The sequence below is a fragment of the Halomonas sp. C10-5 genome, assembly GCF_057169305.1.
Map to the genome: position 1 here is coordinate 80,014 of NZ_CP175665.1, position 14,088 is coordinate 94,101.

The following is a 14,088-nucleotide window of genomic DNA, read 5'->3' on the forward strand; positions in this document are numbered from 1 at the left end:
ACCTTGCACTTACCACTGGCAGCCAGGGTAGGAGCGGTGTACGAATTGCATTTCTGTCAGCAGGTGGCCAAGGTTCTCGGTGTGATAACCGATACGACCACCACGCACTGCCCAGCCATCTTCCGGAACGTTCAGAGTGGCTTCCGAGAGGATAGCGCTGACGTGCTTCAGCCACTCTTCGCGAAGCTGGGTGGTATCGACGCCGATGCCGTTATCGGCCAAGAGCTTCTCGGTCTCGTCCATATCGAACAGCTCATGGGTATAGCCCCAGAGGCTGTCGACGGCAGCCTGTGCGCGACGATGGCTCTCTTCGGTGCCATCGCCCAGACGCAGCACCCAGTCACGGCTGCGCCGCAGGTGATAGCGGGTTTCCTTGATCGCCTTGGCAGCGATGGCGGCCAGCGTGTCGTCCTTGGAATCGGCCAATTTCGGCAGCAGGAGGTTGTAGTAGATATCCACGAAGAGCTGTCGAATTTGAGAGTAGGCAAAATCGCCTCGCGGCATCTCCATCAGCAGCAGGTTCCGGTACTGGCGGTCGTCGCGCATGTAGGCGAAATCGTCCTCGGTTCGACCATCGTTGGCCAGCTCCGCCGCATAGCCATAGAACATGCGCGCGCGGCCAATGTAGTCCAGCGCCACATTGGCATAGGCGATGTCCTCTTCCAGAAAGGGCCCACGACTGACCCACTCTGAAATACGGTGACCCAGGACGACGGCATCATCGCCCAGACGGGTTGCATATTCCTGCGTCGCGTCCTTGATATTGTCACTCATCACGCGGTCTCCTCAGAAGTTACATGTTGTTGACGGCATCGGGGAGTTCGTAATAAGTGGCGTGCCGATACGGTTTGTCGTCGTTGGGGTCGAAGAAGTCTTCTGCATCGTCTTCCTGAGACGCACAGATATCCGATGACTTGACCACCCAGATGCTGACGCCCTCGCTGCGGCGAGTATAGACATCGCGGGCATACTCCAGCGCCTGTGCATGGTCTTCGGAGTGCAGGCTTCCGACATGCTTGTGATCGAGGCCGCGCTTCGAGCGAATAAAGACCTCAAAGAGTTCCAGGGCATTGTCTTGCATGATGTTGTCTCCTTAGGCGGCTTTAGACTTGTTGGCCTGCTTCTTGGCGTTGTAGGCGGCGAGGGCCTCCCTCACCCAGGCTCCTTCTTCATGAGCCTTGATGTGGTGCTCGAGGCGCTGGCGATTGCAGTGGCCATTGCCGTTGATGACATTCTGAAACTCTTCCCAGTCGATCTCGCCGCTGTCGTAATGACCGCGCTCTTCGTTCCACTTGAGATCCTTGTCGGGATGCTCGAGCCCCAGGAACTCGATCTGTGAAGCGGTCTGGTCGACGAACTTCTGGCGGAGGTCGTCATTGGTCTCACGCTTGATTTTCCACTCCATGGACTTTGCGGAGTGTGCCGACTCGGAGTCGTGCGGGCCGAACATCATCAGCGCCGGCCAGTAGAAGCGGTTCAGGGCATCCTGGGCCATGGCCTTCTGCTCGGGGCTGCCGTTGACCAGGGACAGCATAATGTCGTAGCCCTGGCGCTGGTGGAAACTCTCTTCCTTGCAGATGCGAATCATGCCCCGTGAATAGGGGCCGTAGGAGGTGCGCTGCAGGGATACCTGGTTGACGATGGCGGCCCCATCGACCAGCCAGCCAATGGCGCCCATGTCGGCCCACGTCAGCGCTGGGTAGTTGAAGATGGAGGCGTATTTCGCCTTGCCGCTCTGCAGCGCCTCGATCATCTCCTCACGGGTAATCCCCAGGGTTTCGGCGGCACTGTAGAGGTAGAGCCCGTGACCAGCCTCGTCCTGGATCTTCGATAGCAGGATCGCCTTGCGGCGCAAGGAAGGCGCACGGGTCAGGAAGTTACCTTCGGGCTGCATGCCAATGACTTCCGAGTGAGCATGCTGAGAAATCTGGCGAATCAGATTCTTGCGATATTTCTCGGGCATCCAGTCCTTGGGCTCGATCTTCTCTTCAGCCTTGATCTTGTCCATAAACTGCTGTTCTTGAAGAGATATCTGCTGTTCAGAGGACATCGTTACACTCTCCAGTTCTGGTTAAGCCTGTCTTGCTTGTCTCAAGCATAGCAGGCTGAACCTTTAAGCGACACAAAAAGGTGGTTATACCTTTGTATCTTGTGTCGCTATTGTTGGTTTTGAATTAAGCTATTGTTCAACAAGGTTTTTATGGCGTCGGGTTGCGATCAGCGTAAATCCTTCACGCGCTTCGCCTTGCCGACAGAGCGCATGACTTCATCTACCCCACAGACATCTACCTTGGTGCTGATGCCTACGTAGGTCTTGATGGCATGCTGGAGTTGTTTGCCCAACTGCTCGCAGGCTACTGGATCGCGGGCAATGTCATTGCTGCATGCTTCGACGCGCACGAGCACCATATCCATGTTGCCCTGTCGAGTGACTTCGATCTCGTAGTGAGGTGAGAGCTGTTCGATCTTGAGTAGCCGTTCCTCGATCTGGGTCGGGAAGACGTTGACCCCGCGAATGATCAGCATGTCGTCGCTGCGGCCGGTAATCTTGTCGATACGCCGCATGGGTCGGGCTGTGCCGGGAAGAAGGCGGGTGAGATCGCGGGTACGGTAGCGGATCACCGGCAATGCTTCCTTGGTGAGTGTGGTGAACACCAGCTCGCCGTATTCGCCATCCGGCAATACTTCACCGCTGATCGGGTCGATGATCTCGGGATAGAAATGGTCCTCCCAGATGGTCGGGCCATCCTTGGTTTCCAGGCACTCCATGCCTACCCCAGGCCCCATCACCTCGGAGAGGCCATAGATGTCCAGGGCATCGATGCCCAGGCGCTTCTCCAGAGAGAGGCGCATATCGTTGGTCCAGGGCTCTGCGCCGAAGATGCCGGTACGCAGCGGCAGTTCACGTGGATCGATGCCTTGCCGCTCCATCTCATCGGCGATATTGAGCATGTAAGAGGGGGTCACCATGATGATGTCCGGCTGGAAGTCACGGATCAGCTGCACCTGCTTCTCGGTCTGACCGCCGGACATTGGGATGACGGCGCAACCCAGGCGTTCGGCGCCGTAGTGGGCGCCCAGGCCACCGGTAAATAGGCCGTAGCCGTAGGCCACATGCACCTTGTCGTTGCGACTGCCGCCGGCGGCGCGGATCGAGCGGGCTACCACGTCGGCCCAGACATCGATGTCGTTCTGCGTGTAGCCGACTACGGTGGGCTGACCGGTGGTGCCGCTGGAAGCGTGGATGCGTACGATCTCGCTCATCGGTGTGGCGTACATGCCGAAGGGGTAGTTGTCGCGCAGGTCCGCCTTGGTGGTGAAGGGCAGCTTGCCGAGGTCCTCTAGGCTCTTGATGTCCTCTGGGTGAACGCTGGCCTGATCGAAGGAGTGGCGGTAGTGGGGCACATTCTCGTAGGCGTGCTTCAGGCTCCACTGCAGGCGCTTGAGCTGAGAGGCGCGCAGTTCGTCGATGCTGGCGGTTTCCAGGTGGTCGAGGTTGGCGGTGTCGATGGGTTTTACGCGCTGGTTCATGGTGTCTTTTCTCCGGTCGCAGGGATTGTTGTAGTGCGCGCTATCAGAGGCGCTCAATGATCAGGGCGATACCCTGACCCACGCCGATACACATGGTGCACAGCGCGTAGCGTCCCTGCCGGCGTTCCAGCTCGTGCAGGGCGGTGGTCACCAGGCGGGCGCCGCTCATGCCCAGCGGATGGCCCAGGGCGATGGCGCCGCCGTTGGGGTTGATGTGCTCGGCATTGTCGGGGAGGCCGAGGTCGCGGGTCACGGCCAGTGCCTGGGCGGCGAAGGCCTCGTTGAGTTCGATCACGTCCATCTGTTCGAGGGTCAGGCCAGTTTGCGCCAACACCTTGCGGGTCGCAGGGGCCGGGCCGAATCCCATGATGCGTGGCTCAACGCCGGCAGTGGCCATGCCTACCACACGAGCGCGGGCCTTGAGGCCGAACTGGGTTGCCTGTTCCGGTGAGGCCAGAAGCAGGGCACAGGCACCATCGTTGACGCCCGAGGCGTTGCCGGCGGTAACGCTGCCACCTTCGCGGAAGGGGGTAGGCAGCTTGGCCAGTTGCTCTAGGGTGGTCGAGGCGCGAGGATGCTCGTCGGTGTCTACCACCAGCGGTGCCTGCTTGCGGCGCGGCACTTCAACGGGAACGATCTCTTCTGCCAGGCGGCCGGCTTCCATTGCGGCTGCGGTGCGCTGCTGGCTGCGCAGGGCGAAGGCGTCCTGATCCTCGCGGGAGATCCCGAACTGCGCGGCGACGTTCTCGGCGGTCTCCGGCATGGAGTCGACGCCGAATTGGGCCTTCATCTGGCGGTTGACGAAGCGCCAACCGATGGTGGTGTCGTGGATCTCGGCGCTGCGCGAGAAGGCCTGCTCGGCCTTGCCCATCACGAAGGGGGCACGCGACATGGATTCGACACCCCCGGCGATCATCAGGCCCGCCTCGCCGGCCTTGATGGTGCGGGCGGCATTGCCGATGGCGTCCATGCCGGAACCGCACAGGCGGTTGAGCGTGGTGCCCGGCACTTCCACGGGGAGGCCTGCCAATAGCGCCGACATGCGTGCCACGTTGCGGTTGTCCTCACCGGCCTGGTTGGCGCAGCCGTAGAAGAGGTCGTCGATCTGGGCCCAGTCCACCGAAGGGTTGCGCTCGATCAGGGCACGCATGGGCACGGCACCGAGATCATCGGCACGTACCGGGGATAACACGCCGCCGTAGCGACCGATGGGGGTGCGGATGGCATCGATGATCAGGGCATCTTTCATGCGTTTTCTCCAGCGGTGGATTCTTCCTGGCGACGGACGGTGCCGCGGACCTTGTAGGAGCGGCCGCGAAACAGCGCGACCTCGTGGCCATGCTGGTTGCGCACGGTGATGTCATAGATACCGGTGCGACCGCGACGGCTGCGCTCCTCGGCGGTGGCGGTCAGCACATCGCCAAGCTGGCCTGGGCCGAGATAGTCGATGCTGCAGCCCGAGGCCACCGTGGCGTCATCATAGGTGTTGCAGGCGAAGGCGAAGGCGGAGTCCGCCAGGGCGAAGATGAAGCCGCCGTGACAGTTGCCGTGCCCCTGCACCATGTCCTCGCGGACGCTCATGGTGAGCACTGCCCGGCCCGGGGCCACGCTCTCGATACGCATGCCCAGCCCCTGGCTGGCGTTGTCCCGGGAGAACATGGCGTCGGCGCAGGCCTCGGCCAGCTGCTGGGGGCTCAGCTCGGATTCAGACATGGAAGATCTCCTCGGCAAGGGCCTTGCGGCGCAGCAGGAAGGAGGCGCGATAGCGCTCCTCGCCGTAGCTCTGCTGCAGGTGGGTCAGGGTGCGGTGGACGAAGTCGAGCCCCAGGCCGTCGGCCCAGGCCAGCGGGCCGCGGGGGTAGTTGAGACCGGCCTGCATGGCCAGGTCGCCGTCAGTGGCGCTGCACACGCCCTGCAGCACGGCGTCAGCGGCCTCGTTGGCCAGCATGGCCACGGTGCGCAGTACCACCAGCCCCGGGGTATCGGTGAGCCAGGCCACGTCCAGGCCCAGGCGCTGGAAGAGTGCCGTGGCCAGGTCGCGGCCAGCGGCGTCGACGCCGGGGCTCGCCGCCATGGCGATGGCGCTGGCCTCGCCGTAGTCGAGGCAGAGGTCGAACAGCACCAGGGCCTCGAGGCCCTCGTCCCGGGCGCGCTCGGCGGCACAGCGACCGTCGCTCAGCGCCAGGGTGAGGCCGCCCAGGCGCAGGCGCCCCTCGCCGGAGATGCTCTCCCGATGCACCACCTCGAGGCCGGCGGCCTCGGCGCGTGCCACCAGCGGCGCGATAGCACCGAGCTGGCCCTCGGCCACCAGGGGCGGGAGTTCAGCCTCGGCAGGGGCAGCGAAGTCGGGCGCGTCGGGGGTGGCGTTGTCCCGATAGTCATAGAAGCCCAGGCCGCTCTTGCGGCCCAGGCGGCCAGCCTCGACCAGCGCCTGCTGGACCAGGGAGGGCTCGAAGCGGGTATCACCGTAGTAGGCGTCGAACACCGAACGGGTCACGGCGTAGTTGACGTCGTGTCCGATCAGGTCCATCAGTTCGAAGGGGCCCATGCGAAAGCCGCCGGCCTGGCGCAGCAGGGCGTCCAGGGTGGCGGGGGCGGCAGCGCCCTCCTGCATCAGGCGCAGCCCCTCGGCATAGAAGGGGCGGGCGACGCGGTTGACGATGAAGCCGGGGGTGGAGCTGGCGTGGACCGGCACCTTGCCCCAGGCAGCGGCAGTGGCGTAGAGGGTCTCGGCCACCTCGGCGTTGGTGGCCAGGCCCGAGATCACCTCCACCAGCTTCATCACCGGCGCGGGGTTGAAGAAATGCAGTCCTGCCACTCGCTCGGGGCGCTCGAGGCTGGCGGCGATGGAGGTGATGGAGAGTGAGGAGGTGTTGCTGGTCAGCAGGGTATCGGGGCCGCAGAGGGCCTCCAGCTCGGCGAATACCTGGCGCTTGACCTCGAGGTTCTCGACGATGGCTTCCACCACCAGGCGGCTGTCGGCCAGGTCGGCGAGGCCGTCTACCGGCGTCAGGCGCGCGACGATGGCCTCCACCTCGTTCTGGGCCATCTTGCCCCGGGCCACGCGCTTCTCGAGCTGGCGGCGGACGCCGTCGATGCCGGCCTGGGCGGCGCCGTCGCGCGTGTCATAGAGGCGCACCGAATGGCCGGCCTGGGCCGCTACCTGGGCGATGCCGGCGCCCATGGCGCCGGCGCCGATCACGGCGATGATCTCGCTGGTTGCGAGGGCTGGCATATCACTCTCCCTTGAAGCTTGGCTGGCGCTTGTCCATGAAGGCACTGACACCTTCGCGGTAGTCGGCGGTGCGGCCAGCGAGGCGCTGGAGGTCACGCTCAAGGTCGAGCTGCGCGTCGAAGCTGTTGTCAGTACTGGCATGCAGGGCTCGCTTGATCAGTGCCAGACCGCGCGTCGGCTGGTTGGCTAGGTGGCGGGCCAGGGTCAGCGCCTCGTCCTGCAGGGCCTCGTCGTCCACCACCTTCCAGATCATGCCCCACTGCTCGGCCTGCTCGGCGCCGAGCTTGTCACCTAACATGGCCAGACCCTTGGCACGCGCCATGCCGACCAGGTGGGGCAGTGTCCAGGTGCCGCCGGAGTCGGGAATCAGACCGATCTTGCAGAAGGCCTGGATGAAGCTGGCCGAGCGGGCCGCCAGCACGATATCGCAGGCCAGGGCGATGTTGGCGCCGGCACCGGCGGCGACCCCGTTCACCGCACAGACGGTGGGAATCGGCAGTCCCTTGAGGGCGCGCAGCATGGGGTTGTAGCGCTTCTCCAGGGATTCGCCCAGATCCGGGGCCTCGGCACCGGGGGCCACGTTACGGTCGGAGAGATCCTGGCCGGCGCAGAAGCCGCGACCGTTGCCGGTCAAAAGCAGGGCGCGCACGCTATCGTCCTGACGCACCGACTTGAGCGCTTGACGCATTTCGGCATGCATCTCGGCATTGAAGCTGTTGAGGCTGTCGGGTCGGTTCAGCGTGATGCGGGCGACGCCGTCTTCCACGGTATAGAGCAGGGGCGCTTCACTCATGATGGATATCCTGTGTCAGTGCCCTTTGAAGGTGGCGGGGCGTTTTTCCTGGAAGGCGCGGATGCCTTCCTCGCGATCTTCGGTGCCGGCTAGCAGGGTGAACGCATGGCGCTCGAAGCGCAGGCCGGTGGCCAGGTCGGTGTCCTCGGCCTTGTGCAGGGCCTCCCGAGCCAGGCGTACGGCCAGTGGTGCCTTGGCGGCGATGGATTCGGCCACGGCGATGGCGCGTTCTACGGTCAGCTCCGGCTGGGTGATCTCGCTGATGAGGCCGGCCTCCATGGCACGACGCGCACTGATCGGCTCACCGGTCAGCACCATCTGGGTGGCGAGTGCCTTGCCCACGGCGCGCACCAGGCGCTGGGTGCCGCCGGCGCCGGGCATGATGCCCAGGTTGATCTCGGGCTGGCCGAAGCGGGCGTCCTCGCCGGCGATGAGGATGTCGGCGTGCATGGCGAGCTCGCAGCCACCGCCCAGACAGAAGCCATTGATCGCGGCGATTATTGGCTTGTTGAAACGGGCAATGGTGGCCCAGTGGCGCTGGCGGGGATCTTCCAGCATGCCCACCAGGTCGCGGGCGGCCATCTCCTTGATGTCGGCGCCGGCGGCGAAGGCACGCTGACTGCCGCTGATCACCACGGCACGCACCTCGGTATCATCCTCGGTGGCGATCAGGGTCTCGGCCAGCTCTGCCAACAGGGCGGTATTGAGGGCGTTGAGCGCTTCCGGGCGATGCAAGGTGATGTGCAGCACCCCCTGTTGCGGTCCCTCGACGATCAGGTGATTCGGCATGGTGTCCTCGTGTTTGGCACGGCGATGGCGCGGCAAATGCCCGCGGCCTGTCATGGGAGGCGTTCGAGGAACGAGTATAGGTTTTTTTTGATACGCATCAACATTGCATTTGCCAATTTGATGTATCGCATCTTGGTTTTTGATTATTATTTCTTCTGCTTTTTCAGTGGTTTGCTGGGATAAAGTGGTGATTGCCACAGCTGGCTTATACCATGGTCGAAAGATTGGCTTTTGCTGAGTTATTATTAGCTTAAATATATAATTTATATGAGTTTTTGTGCTGGATTTCAGAGTTCCTCGGCGAAGGAGGTCAGGTATCGGTTTGATGTTTTGTTACGCCATGGATAGTCTTTCTCTCCATCGCGTATCAAATATAGCCGTGTAATGCAGGAGTCACGCATGTCCCAGCAAGGCCAGCAGATGCTCGACCGTCATCGCGAGACCCTCGACCAGGCCGTCGAGGCCATCGCCACCCGTGAGTTCTGGACGCCCTATCCTGAGAGTATCAAGCAGTACCCAGAAGAGGCGGTGAAGGAGGCCCCGCGGCGCTTCGAGGCGCTCCTCAATCGGCATTTTTCTCTCAAGGCCCCGAGCGTGGCCGGCCAGGTGGGGAGTGAGGTCTCGCCCTATGGCTTTGAACTCGGGGTGACCTACGATCAGCCCGAACGGGACGCACTGATCGCGGCCATGCGGGCGGCGCTTCCCGCCTGGCGCGACGCTGGCGCTGAGGCGCGAGTGGGCGTCTGTCTGGAGATCCTGGCGCGCCTGAACGCCATGAGCCCGGAAATCGCTCAGGCCGTCAGCCATACCAGCGGCCAGGGGCCGCTGATGGCCTTCCAGGCCGGCGGCCCTCACGCCCAGGATCGCGGCCTCGAGGCCGTGACCTACGCCTGGCAGGCGATGTCTTCTGTGCCGGCCACGGCCAGCTGGGTCAAGCCCCAGGGCAAGCGCGATCCGCTGGTGATGGAGAAGCGCTTCCATATCGTGCCACGCGGCATCTCCCTGGTGGTGGCCTGTTCCACCTTCCCCACCTGGAACACCTATCCGGGCCTGTTCGCCAGCCTGGCGACCGGTAACCCGGTCATCCTCAAGCCCCATCCGGGTGCCATCCTGCCACTGGCGATGACGGTGCGCGTCGCTCAGGAGGTGCTCGAGGAGGCCGGCTTCGATCCATGCCTGGTGAGCCTGATGCCCGACAGCGCCGAGGAGCCGGTAGCCAAGGAGTTGGCCCTGGACCCGGCTGTCAAGTTGATCGACTTCACCGGCTCCAGCGCGTTCGGCGAGTGGCTGGAGCACAACGCCACCCAGGCTCGGGTCTTCACCGAGAAGGCCGGCCTCAACACCGTCATCATCGACAGCGTCGAGCGGATCGAGCCGGTGGCCCAGAACCTGGCCTTCAGTCTGAGCCTTTACTCCGGCCAGATGTGCACGACCCCCCAGGGCATCTACGTTCCCCGCGATGGTATCCAGACGTCAGAGGGCAGGCTCTCCTTCGACGAGGTGGCCGGTGCCCTGGCCAAGGCCATCGAGGCATTCCTTGCCGATAACGAGCGCGCCTGTACCGTGCTGGGCGCCGTTCAGTCGCCGGCCACCGCCGCCCGCATCGAGGAGTGCCGCGGCCTGGGCGAAGTGCTGCTGGATAGCGAGCGTCGCCAGCATGCTCGGTATCCCGAGGCGCGGATCCATACGCCGCTGCTGCTCAAGGTGGATGCCAGCCAGCGCGACGCCTTCAGTGAAGAGCGCTTCGGTCCCATCGGCTTCGTGGTCGCCACCGACAGCACCGCGCATAGCATCGAGCTGGCCCGCGAGGTGATCGGCGAGCAGGGCGCCATCACCCTGGGTGCCTATACCACCGATGACGAGGTCGCCGAGCGTTTCGAGGAGTTGGCTATGGAGGTAGCGGTCGCGCTATCGCTCAACCTGGACGGTGGTATCCTGGTCAACCAGTCCGCCGCCTTCAGCGACTTCCATGCGACCGGAGGCAATCCGGCGGCCAACGCCTCGCTATGCGACCAGGCCTTCGTGACGCCCCGCTTTGTGGTGGTGCAGAGTCGCCGCCATGGCCAGTTGGACTAAAGGAGACGCGTTATGCCCTGCTATCGACTCGAGGGAGTAACCCCGGTGGTGCACCCCACTGCCTATGTGCACCCCACGGCGGTGCTGATCGGTGATGTCATTGTCGGCCCCGGCTGCTATGTGGGACCCGGTGCGGTGATGCGCGGCGACTTCGGTCAGCTAGTACTGGAGGAGGGTGCCAACCTTCAGGACACCTGCGTGATGCACGGCTTTCCTGGCTGTGTCACCCGGGTGGAGAAGAATGGCCATATCGGGCATGGCGCCGTACTGCACGGTTGTGTCGTAGGCGAGGACGCCATGGTTGGTATGAATGCCGTGGTGATGGACTACGCCGTGATTGGCGCTCGTTCCATCGTCGCCGCGGCGGCCTTCGTCAAGACTAACTTCGAGTGTCCGCCCCAGTCGCTGGTAATGGGGGCGCCGGCCAAGGTCAAGCGGGAACTGAGTGACCAGGAGGTGGCCTGGAAGCAGCAGGGCACCCGTGAATATCAGCGCCTGACTGAGCGTTGCCGGGACAGCCTGGAGCCTTGTGAGCCGCTGGCCGAGCTGGATGCCGACCGTCCCCGGTTGAACGCCGGGGATACTCAGCCCAAGCAGCAGACCCTCGACAAGGGCCAGAATTCATGAGCTAGGAAGCCGTTGAGAGAGGCCTTTCGTGGCTGACCATAACGCAAGCGCCCCCAGCCATGGCTGGGGGCGCTTGCGTTGCAGGCGAGGGGGCGGTGCCAGACATCCCCGGGTGTTGGCGCTTAGCGCCCCGATGCAGATGGTGGGAAACCCCTTCTCACTCCAGCCCGCCGAAGCGTCGGTAGAAGCTGGGGCCGGGCGCCGGCAGCGGACCCTCGGCGGTTTCCAGATGACGGTCGAGCCAGCGTTCGGCGCGCTCGTAGATGGTGCGATAGATGTTGCGGCATAGCTGGTGGGCGTTGCGGCCCTCCCAGGCGGTGGGCAGCAACTCGTCGGGGAGCTGGGGGTCACGCAGCTGTACCCGGCGGTACTCGTGGATCAACAGGGTGCGAGCGATGAAGCAGGCCTCCTCGCCGAGGTGGTTCTCCTCGTTGAGTGCTTTCCATAACGGCCGGAACAGAGACAGAAACCGTTGGTAGTGTTCGGCCAGCTCGTCGAGGTTCCAGCTATCCCGTACCTGCTGACGCAGCGGCTTGCTGGCCAGTGGCTCGATGGCCTCGGTCTGCATGACAATAGTGTCGTCGGCGGCGCCCAGTTCCTGCAGGGCAGCCATGGCCTTGGTGCGGTTGAGCATGGGGTGGGCGAGCAGGCCGGAGGTAAGATGACCAAAACCCAGCCACTCCAGTTCATCCCGAACCTTCTGGCGGCGGGCCGTATCCAGCTGGCTCAGCAGAACCAGGGTCCACTGGCCCGACCAGGGCGCCTGAGTACCGTGGTAGACGCGCTTGAAGGCTTGCTCGAAGCGGCGCCGGCCCGGCCCGCTCAGGCTGTAGTAGCTGCGCCGACCGACCTTTTCACCCTGCAGCCAGGTTTCCCGCGTCAGGCGATACACCGAGGTACGTACCAGGCGTTCGTTGATGCCGATCGGCTCTACCAGCTTCGAAAGGCTGCCGAGCCAGACGGTGCCGCCACGGGGCACGATGGCATCACCATAGACGGTGATGATCAGCGAGCCCGCACGGATCGGTCGGCGCTGCTGGAATTCATCGATAAGGGCGGTGACGCATTCGTTGGCGGAGGGCATGACGGGATCCTGGGGGGCTTGCCTGGTCTTGGCCACAAGCAGGAGTCATGAAGATCCCTGCTCGGGACGCTTGCCGAAATATGATACCAATTCTTAATAATAAATATAGTATAATGTATCGTTTGTTGGCTCAGGCAGCGGGAATCCTTCCACCCAACTGGGCGGTAATCTCGGCGGCGGTATCGCGCACCAGGGCGCCCAGCTCCATCAGGCGCGCCTCGGGGATGCGCGCCACCGGGCCGGAGACCGAGATGGCGGCCAGTGGACTGCCGTGCTCATCGTGGATGCAGGCGGCCACGCAGTGCAGGCCGATGGCGTGTTCCTCGCGATCGCAGGCGAAGCCCTGGCGGCGGATCCGCGCCAGCTCCTCGCGCAGCGACTCGGGGGTGTGCAGGGTATGCTCGGTGACCCGCGAGAGGCCACGCTCGGCGAGGATGCGCTCGAGCAGATCTTCGGGTAGCCAGGCCATCAGCGCCTTGCCCACGCCGGAAGCGTGCAGGGGGGCCCGCGAGCCGAGGCGGGTGATCATGCGCATTATCTGCGGCGACTCGCTCTGGGCGAGGAATACCGCGGTGCCGCCGTCGCGGATGCCGAGGTTGGCGGTCTCGCCGGTCTGCTCGGTCAGACGGCGCAGGAAGGGGCGGCTGGTGCCCACGAAGTCACGGGCCTCCAGGAAGCTGTTGCCGATGCGGAAGGTCTTGACGTCGATCTTCCAGACGCCGAGCTCGCTGTCCTGGGTGACGAAGCCCTGGCTCTGCAGGGCCTGCAACAGGCGGTGAGTGGTGGAGGGGGCCAGGTCGGCCTGCTCGGCGAGCTCCGAGAGCGCCAGGCCCCCGGGGTGGCCGGCCAGGCGCTCCAGCAGGTTGAGGCCGCGCACCAGCGACTGGCTGTGCCCGCCGCTGGCCTTGCCCGATCCCGGGGGGCGTCCCGCCGTTCTGCGCTTGACTTCACTCACCCTGTTGCTCCTTTTGCCTTGGCTTCGCTGGCACAGGATACCTTGTCGGCGCGCGCCTGTCGCGTCTGCGGAAATCGCTTCCATTAACTCTCTTGGCAGGCGTTGGCCGGGCTCAGCAGTCCTTCCATACCGGGCGACGCTTCTCGATGAAGGCGTCGATGCCCTCGGCGACATCCTCGGCCAGCATATTGCCGGCCATCACCTCGCCGGCGAAGGCGTAGGCCTCATCCAGTGGCATGCGTAGCTGGCGCTGGAACATCGCCTTGCCGGTGCGTACCGCCACCGCACTCTTGGCGCAGATGCTGGCAGCGAGCTCGGCCACCGCCTCGTCCAGGGTCTCGTCGTCGGCGACGCGGTTGACCAGTCCCCAGTCGCGGGCGGTATCGGCGTCGATGAACTCGCCGGTTAACAGCATCTCCATGGCGCGCTTGCGGGCCACGTTGCGCGACAGTGCCACCGCCGGGGTGGAGCAGAACAGCCCGGCGTTGATGCCGGAGACGGCGAAGCGCGCCGAACGGGCGGCCACCGCCAGGTCGCAGCTGGCCACCAGCTGGCAACCGGCGGCGGTGGCGATGCCCTGGACCCGGGCGATCACCGGCACCGGCAGCTCGACGATGGCCTGCATCACCCCGGCGCAGCGGGCGAAGAGTGCCTGGAAGTAGTCGCGGTCGTCGTCATGGGCACGCATCTGCTTGAGGTCGTGGCCGGCGCAGAAGGCGCGCCCCTCGGCGGCGAGCACCACGCAGCGCACGCCGCCGTCGTCCGCCAGGCGCGTAAGCTCGCTTTCCAGGGCCTCGAGCATCTCCTCGGAGAGGGCGTTGAAGCTCGCCGGGCGGTTCAGGGTCAGGGTAGTCACGCCGTCGGCGTCATGGCGCCGTACCGGTGGGGTGGTCTCGCTCATCTGGGGCTCCTGGTTGTTGTTCAAGCCTTGTCTCATCGAGGCCACAGCCTAGCGCGCCAGGCCATCTTCGTGCACTGCGACCAAGGGGGCGCTCGCC

The 14,088-nt window shown here is 64.3% G+C and carries 14 protein-coding genes; 2 read left to right on the forward strand and 12 right to left on the reverse strand.

The genetic code is table 11. From position 1 onward, the window contains the following. Positions 1-9: 9 nt before the first annotated feature. From paaC to paaF, 9 genes are all read right to left on the reverse strand, one after another. Entirely contained in the window at positions 10-774 is a 765-nt protein-coding gene (gene paaC, locus ACJ7IV_RS00375) for a 1,2-phenylacetyl-CoA epoxidase subunit PaaC (protein ID WP_483865301.1), read from the reverse strand. A gap of 19 nt (positions 775-793) precedes the next feature. Further along, positions 794-1,081, reverse strand: coding sequence for a 1,2-phenylacetyl-CoA epoxidase subunit PaaB (gene paaB, locus ACJ7IV_RS00380; RefSeq protein ID WP_305797804.1), 288 nt, complete (start codon positions 1,079-1,081; stop codon positions 794-796). 12 nt (positions 1,082-1,093) lie between these two features. Further along, the gene (gene paaA / locus ACJ7IV_RS00385; protein WP_483865302.1) at positions 1,094-2,050 is read right to left on the reverse strand and encodes a 1,2-phenylacetyl-CoA epoxidase subunit PaaA; all 957 of its coding nucleotides are present in this window, start codon (positions 2,048-2,050) and stop codon (positions 1,094-1,096) included. Between the two features lie 167 nt (positions 2,051-2,217). Beyond that, positions 2,218-3,531 (reverse strand): phenylacetate--CoA ligase PaaK, encoded by a 1,314-nt coding sequence (gene paaK / locus ACJ7IV_RS00390; protein WP_483865303.1) that lies wholly within the window; start codon positions 3,529-3,531, stop codon positions 2,218-2,220. Positions 3,532-3,574: 43 nt separating this feature from the next. Further along, on the reverse strand, positions 3,575-4,780 hold the full coding sequence (gene pcaF, locus ACJ7IV_RS00395; protein WP_483865304.1) for a 3-oxoadipyl-CoA thiolase: 1,206 nt from the start codon (positions 4,778-4,780) through the stop codon (positions 3,575-3,577). Beyond that, on the reverse strand, positions 4,777-5,244 hold the full coding sequence (gene paaI / locus ACJ7IV_RS00400; protein WP_349607425.1) for a hydroxyphenylacetyl-CoA thioesterase PaaI: 468 nt from the start codon (positions 5,242-5,244) through the stop codon (positions 4,777-4,779). Before paaI ends, pcaF begins: the two co-directional genes overlap by 4 nt. Next, positions 5,237-6,766 (reverse strand): 3-hydroxyacyl-CoA dehydrogenase PaaH, encoded by a 1,530-nt coding sequence (gene paaH, locus ACJ7IV_RS00405; RefSeq protein ID WP_483865305.1) that lies wholly within the window; start codon positions 6,764-6,766, stop codon positions 5,237-5,239. The genes paaI and paaH overlap by 8 nt, the downstream gene beginning before the upstream one ends. A gap of 1 nt (position 6,767) precedes the next feature. Continuing rightward, positions 6,768-7,559 carry a 2-(1,2-epoxy-1,2-dihydrophenyl)acetyl-CoA isomerase PaaG gene (gene paaG, locus ACJ7IV_RS00410; protein ID WP_483865306.1) on the reverse strand — a complete coding sequence of 264 codons (792 nt, stop codon included), beginning with the start codon at positions 7,557-7,559 and terminating at the stop codon, positions 6,768-6,770. 15 nt (positions 7,560-7,574) lie between these two features. Next, on the reverse strand, positions 7,575-8,348 hold the full coding sequence (gene paaF, locus ACJ7IV_RS00415; protein WP_483865307.1) for a 2,3-dehydroadipyl-CoA hydratase PaaF: 774 nt from the start codon (positions 8,346-8,348) through the stop codon (positions 7,575-7,577). 399 nt (positions 8,349-8,747) lie between these two features. On the opposite strand from paaF, the gene paaN reads away from it, so the two are divergent. After that, positions 8,748-10,424: a phenylacetic acid degradation protein PaaN gene (gene paaN, locus ACJ7IV_RS00420; RefSeq protein ID WP_483865308.1), complete on the forward strand. Its 1,677-nt coding sequence runs from the start codon at positions 8,748-8,750 to the stop codon at positions 10,422-10,424. Positions 10,425-10,436: 12 nt separating this feature from the next. Then, on the forward strand, positions 10,437-11,051 hold the full coding sequence (paaY, locus tag ACJ7IV_RS00425; RefSeq protein WP_483865309.1) for a phenylacetic acid degradation protein PaaY: 615 nt from the start codon (positions 10,437-10,439) through the stop codon (positions 11,049-11,051). A gap of 157 nt (positions 11,052-11,208) precedes the next feature. Here paaY and paaX read toward each other — a convergent pair whose 3' ends face one another. The 3 genes from paaX to ACJ7IV_RS00440 all read right to left on the reverse strand — a co-directional run bounded on the left by paaX (position 11,209) and on the right by ACJ7IV_RS00440 (position 13,991). Beyond that, complete coding sequence (gene paaX, locus ACJ7IV_RS00430; protein ID WP_483865310.1) at positions 11,209-12,135, reverse strand: phenylacetic acid degradation operon negative regulatory protein PaaX; 927 nt, start codon at positions 12,133-12,135, stop codon at positions 11,209-11,211. A gap of 130 nt (positions 12,136-12,265) precedes the next feature. Then, positions 12,266-13,090, reverse strand: coding sequence for an HTH-type transcriptional regulator BhcR (gene bhcR / locus ACJ7IV_RS00435; RefSeq protein ID WP_483865311.1), 825 nt, complete (start codon positions 13,088-13,090; stop codon positions 12,266-12,268). 112 nt (positions 13,091-13,202) lie between these two features. Beyond that, positions 13,203-13,991, reverse strand: coding sequence for an enoyl-CoA hydratase (locus ACJ7IV_RS00440; protein ID WP_483865312.1), 789 nt, complete (start codon positions 13,989-13,991; stop codon positions 13,203-13,205). Between the last annotated feature and the right edge of the window lie 97 nt (positions 13,992-14,088).

Coding starts and splice junctions, on each gene's coding strand:
- paaC (WP_483865301.1), bottom strand. CDS start 774: ATGAGTGACAATATCAAGGACGCGACGCAGGAATATGCAACCCGTCTG.
- paaB (WP_305797804.1), bottom strand. CDS start 1,081: ATGCAAGACAATGCCCTGGAACTCTTTGAGGTCTTTATTCGCTCGAAG.
- paaA (WP_483865302.1), bottom strand. CDS start 2,050: ATGTCCTCTGAACAGCAGATATCTCTTCAAGAACAGCAGTTTATGGAC.
- paaK (WP_483865303.1), bottom strand. CDS start 3,531: ATGAACCAGCGCGTAAAACCCATCGACACCGCCAACCTCGACCACCTG.
- pcaF (WP_483865304.1), bottom strand. CDS start 4,780: ATGAAAGATGCCCTGATCATCGATGCCATCCGCACCCCCATCGGTCGC.
- paaI (WP_349607425.1), bottom strand. CDS start 5,244: ATGTCTGAATCCGAGCTGAGCCCCCAGCAGCTGGCCGAGGCCTGCGCC.
- paaH (WP_483865305.1), bottom strand. CDS start 6,766: ATGCCAGCCCTCGCAACCAGCGAGATCATCGCCGTGATCGGCGCCGGC.
- paaG (WP_483865306.1), bottom strand. CDS start 7,559: ATGAGTGAAGCGCCCCTGCTCTATACCGTGGAAGACGGCGTCGCCCGC.
- paaF (WP_483865307.1), bottom strand. CDS start 8,348: ATGCCGAATCACCTGATCGTCGAGGGACCGCAACAGGGGGTGCTGCAC.
- paaN (WP_483865308.1), top strand. CDS start 8,748: ATGTCCCAGCAAGGCCAGCAGATGCTCGACCGTCATCGCGAGACCCTC.
- paaY (WP_483865309.1), top strand. CDS start 10,437: ATGCCCTGCTATCGACTCGAGGGAGTAACCCCGGTGGTGCACCCCACT.
- paaX (WP_483865310.1), bottom strand. CDS start 12,135: ATGCCCTCCGCCAACGAATGCGTCACCGCCCTTATCGATGAATTCCAG.
- ACJ7IV_RS00440 (WP_483865312.1), bottom strand. CDS start 13,991: ATGAGCGAGACCACCCCACCGGTACGGCGCCATGACGCCGACGGCGTG.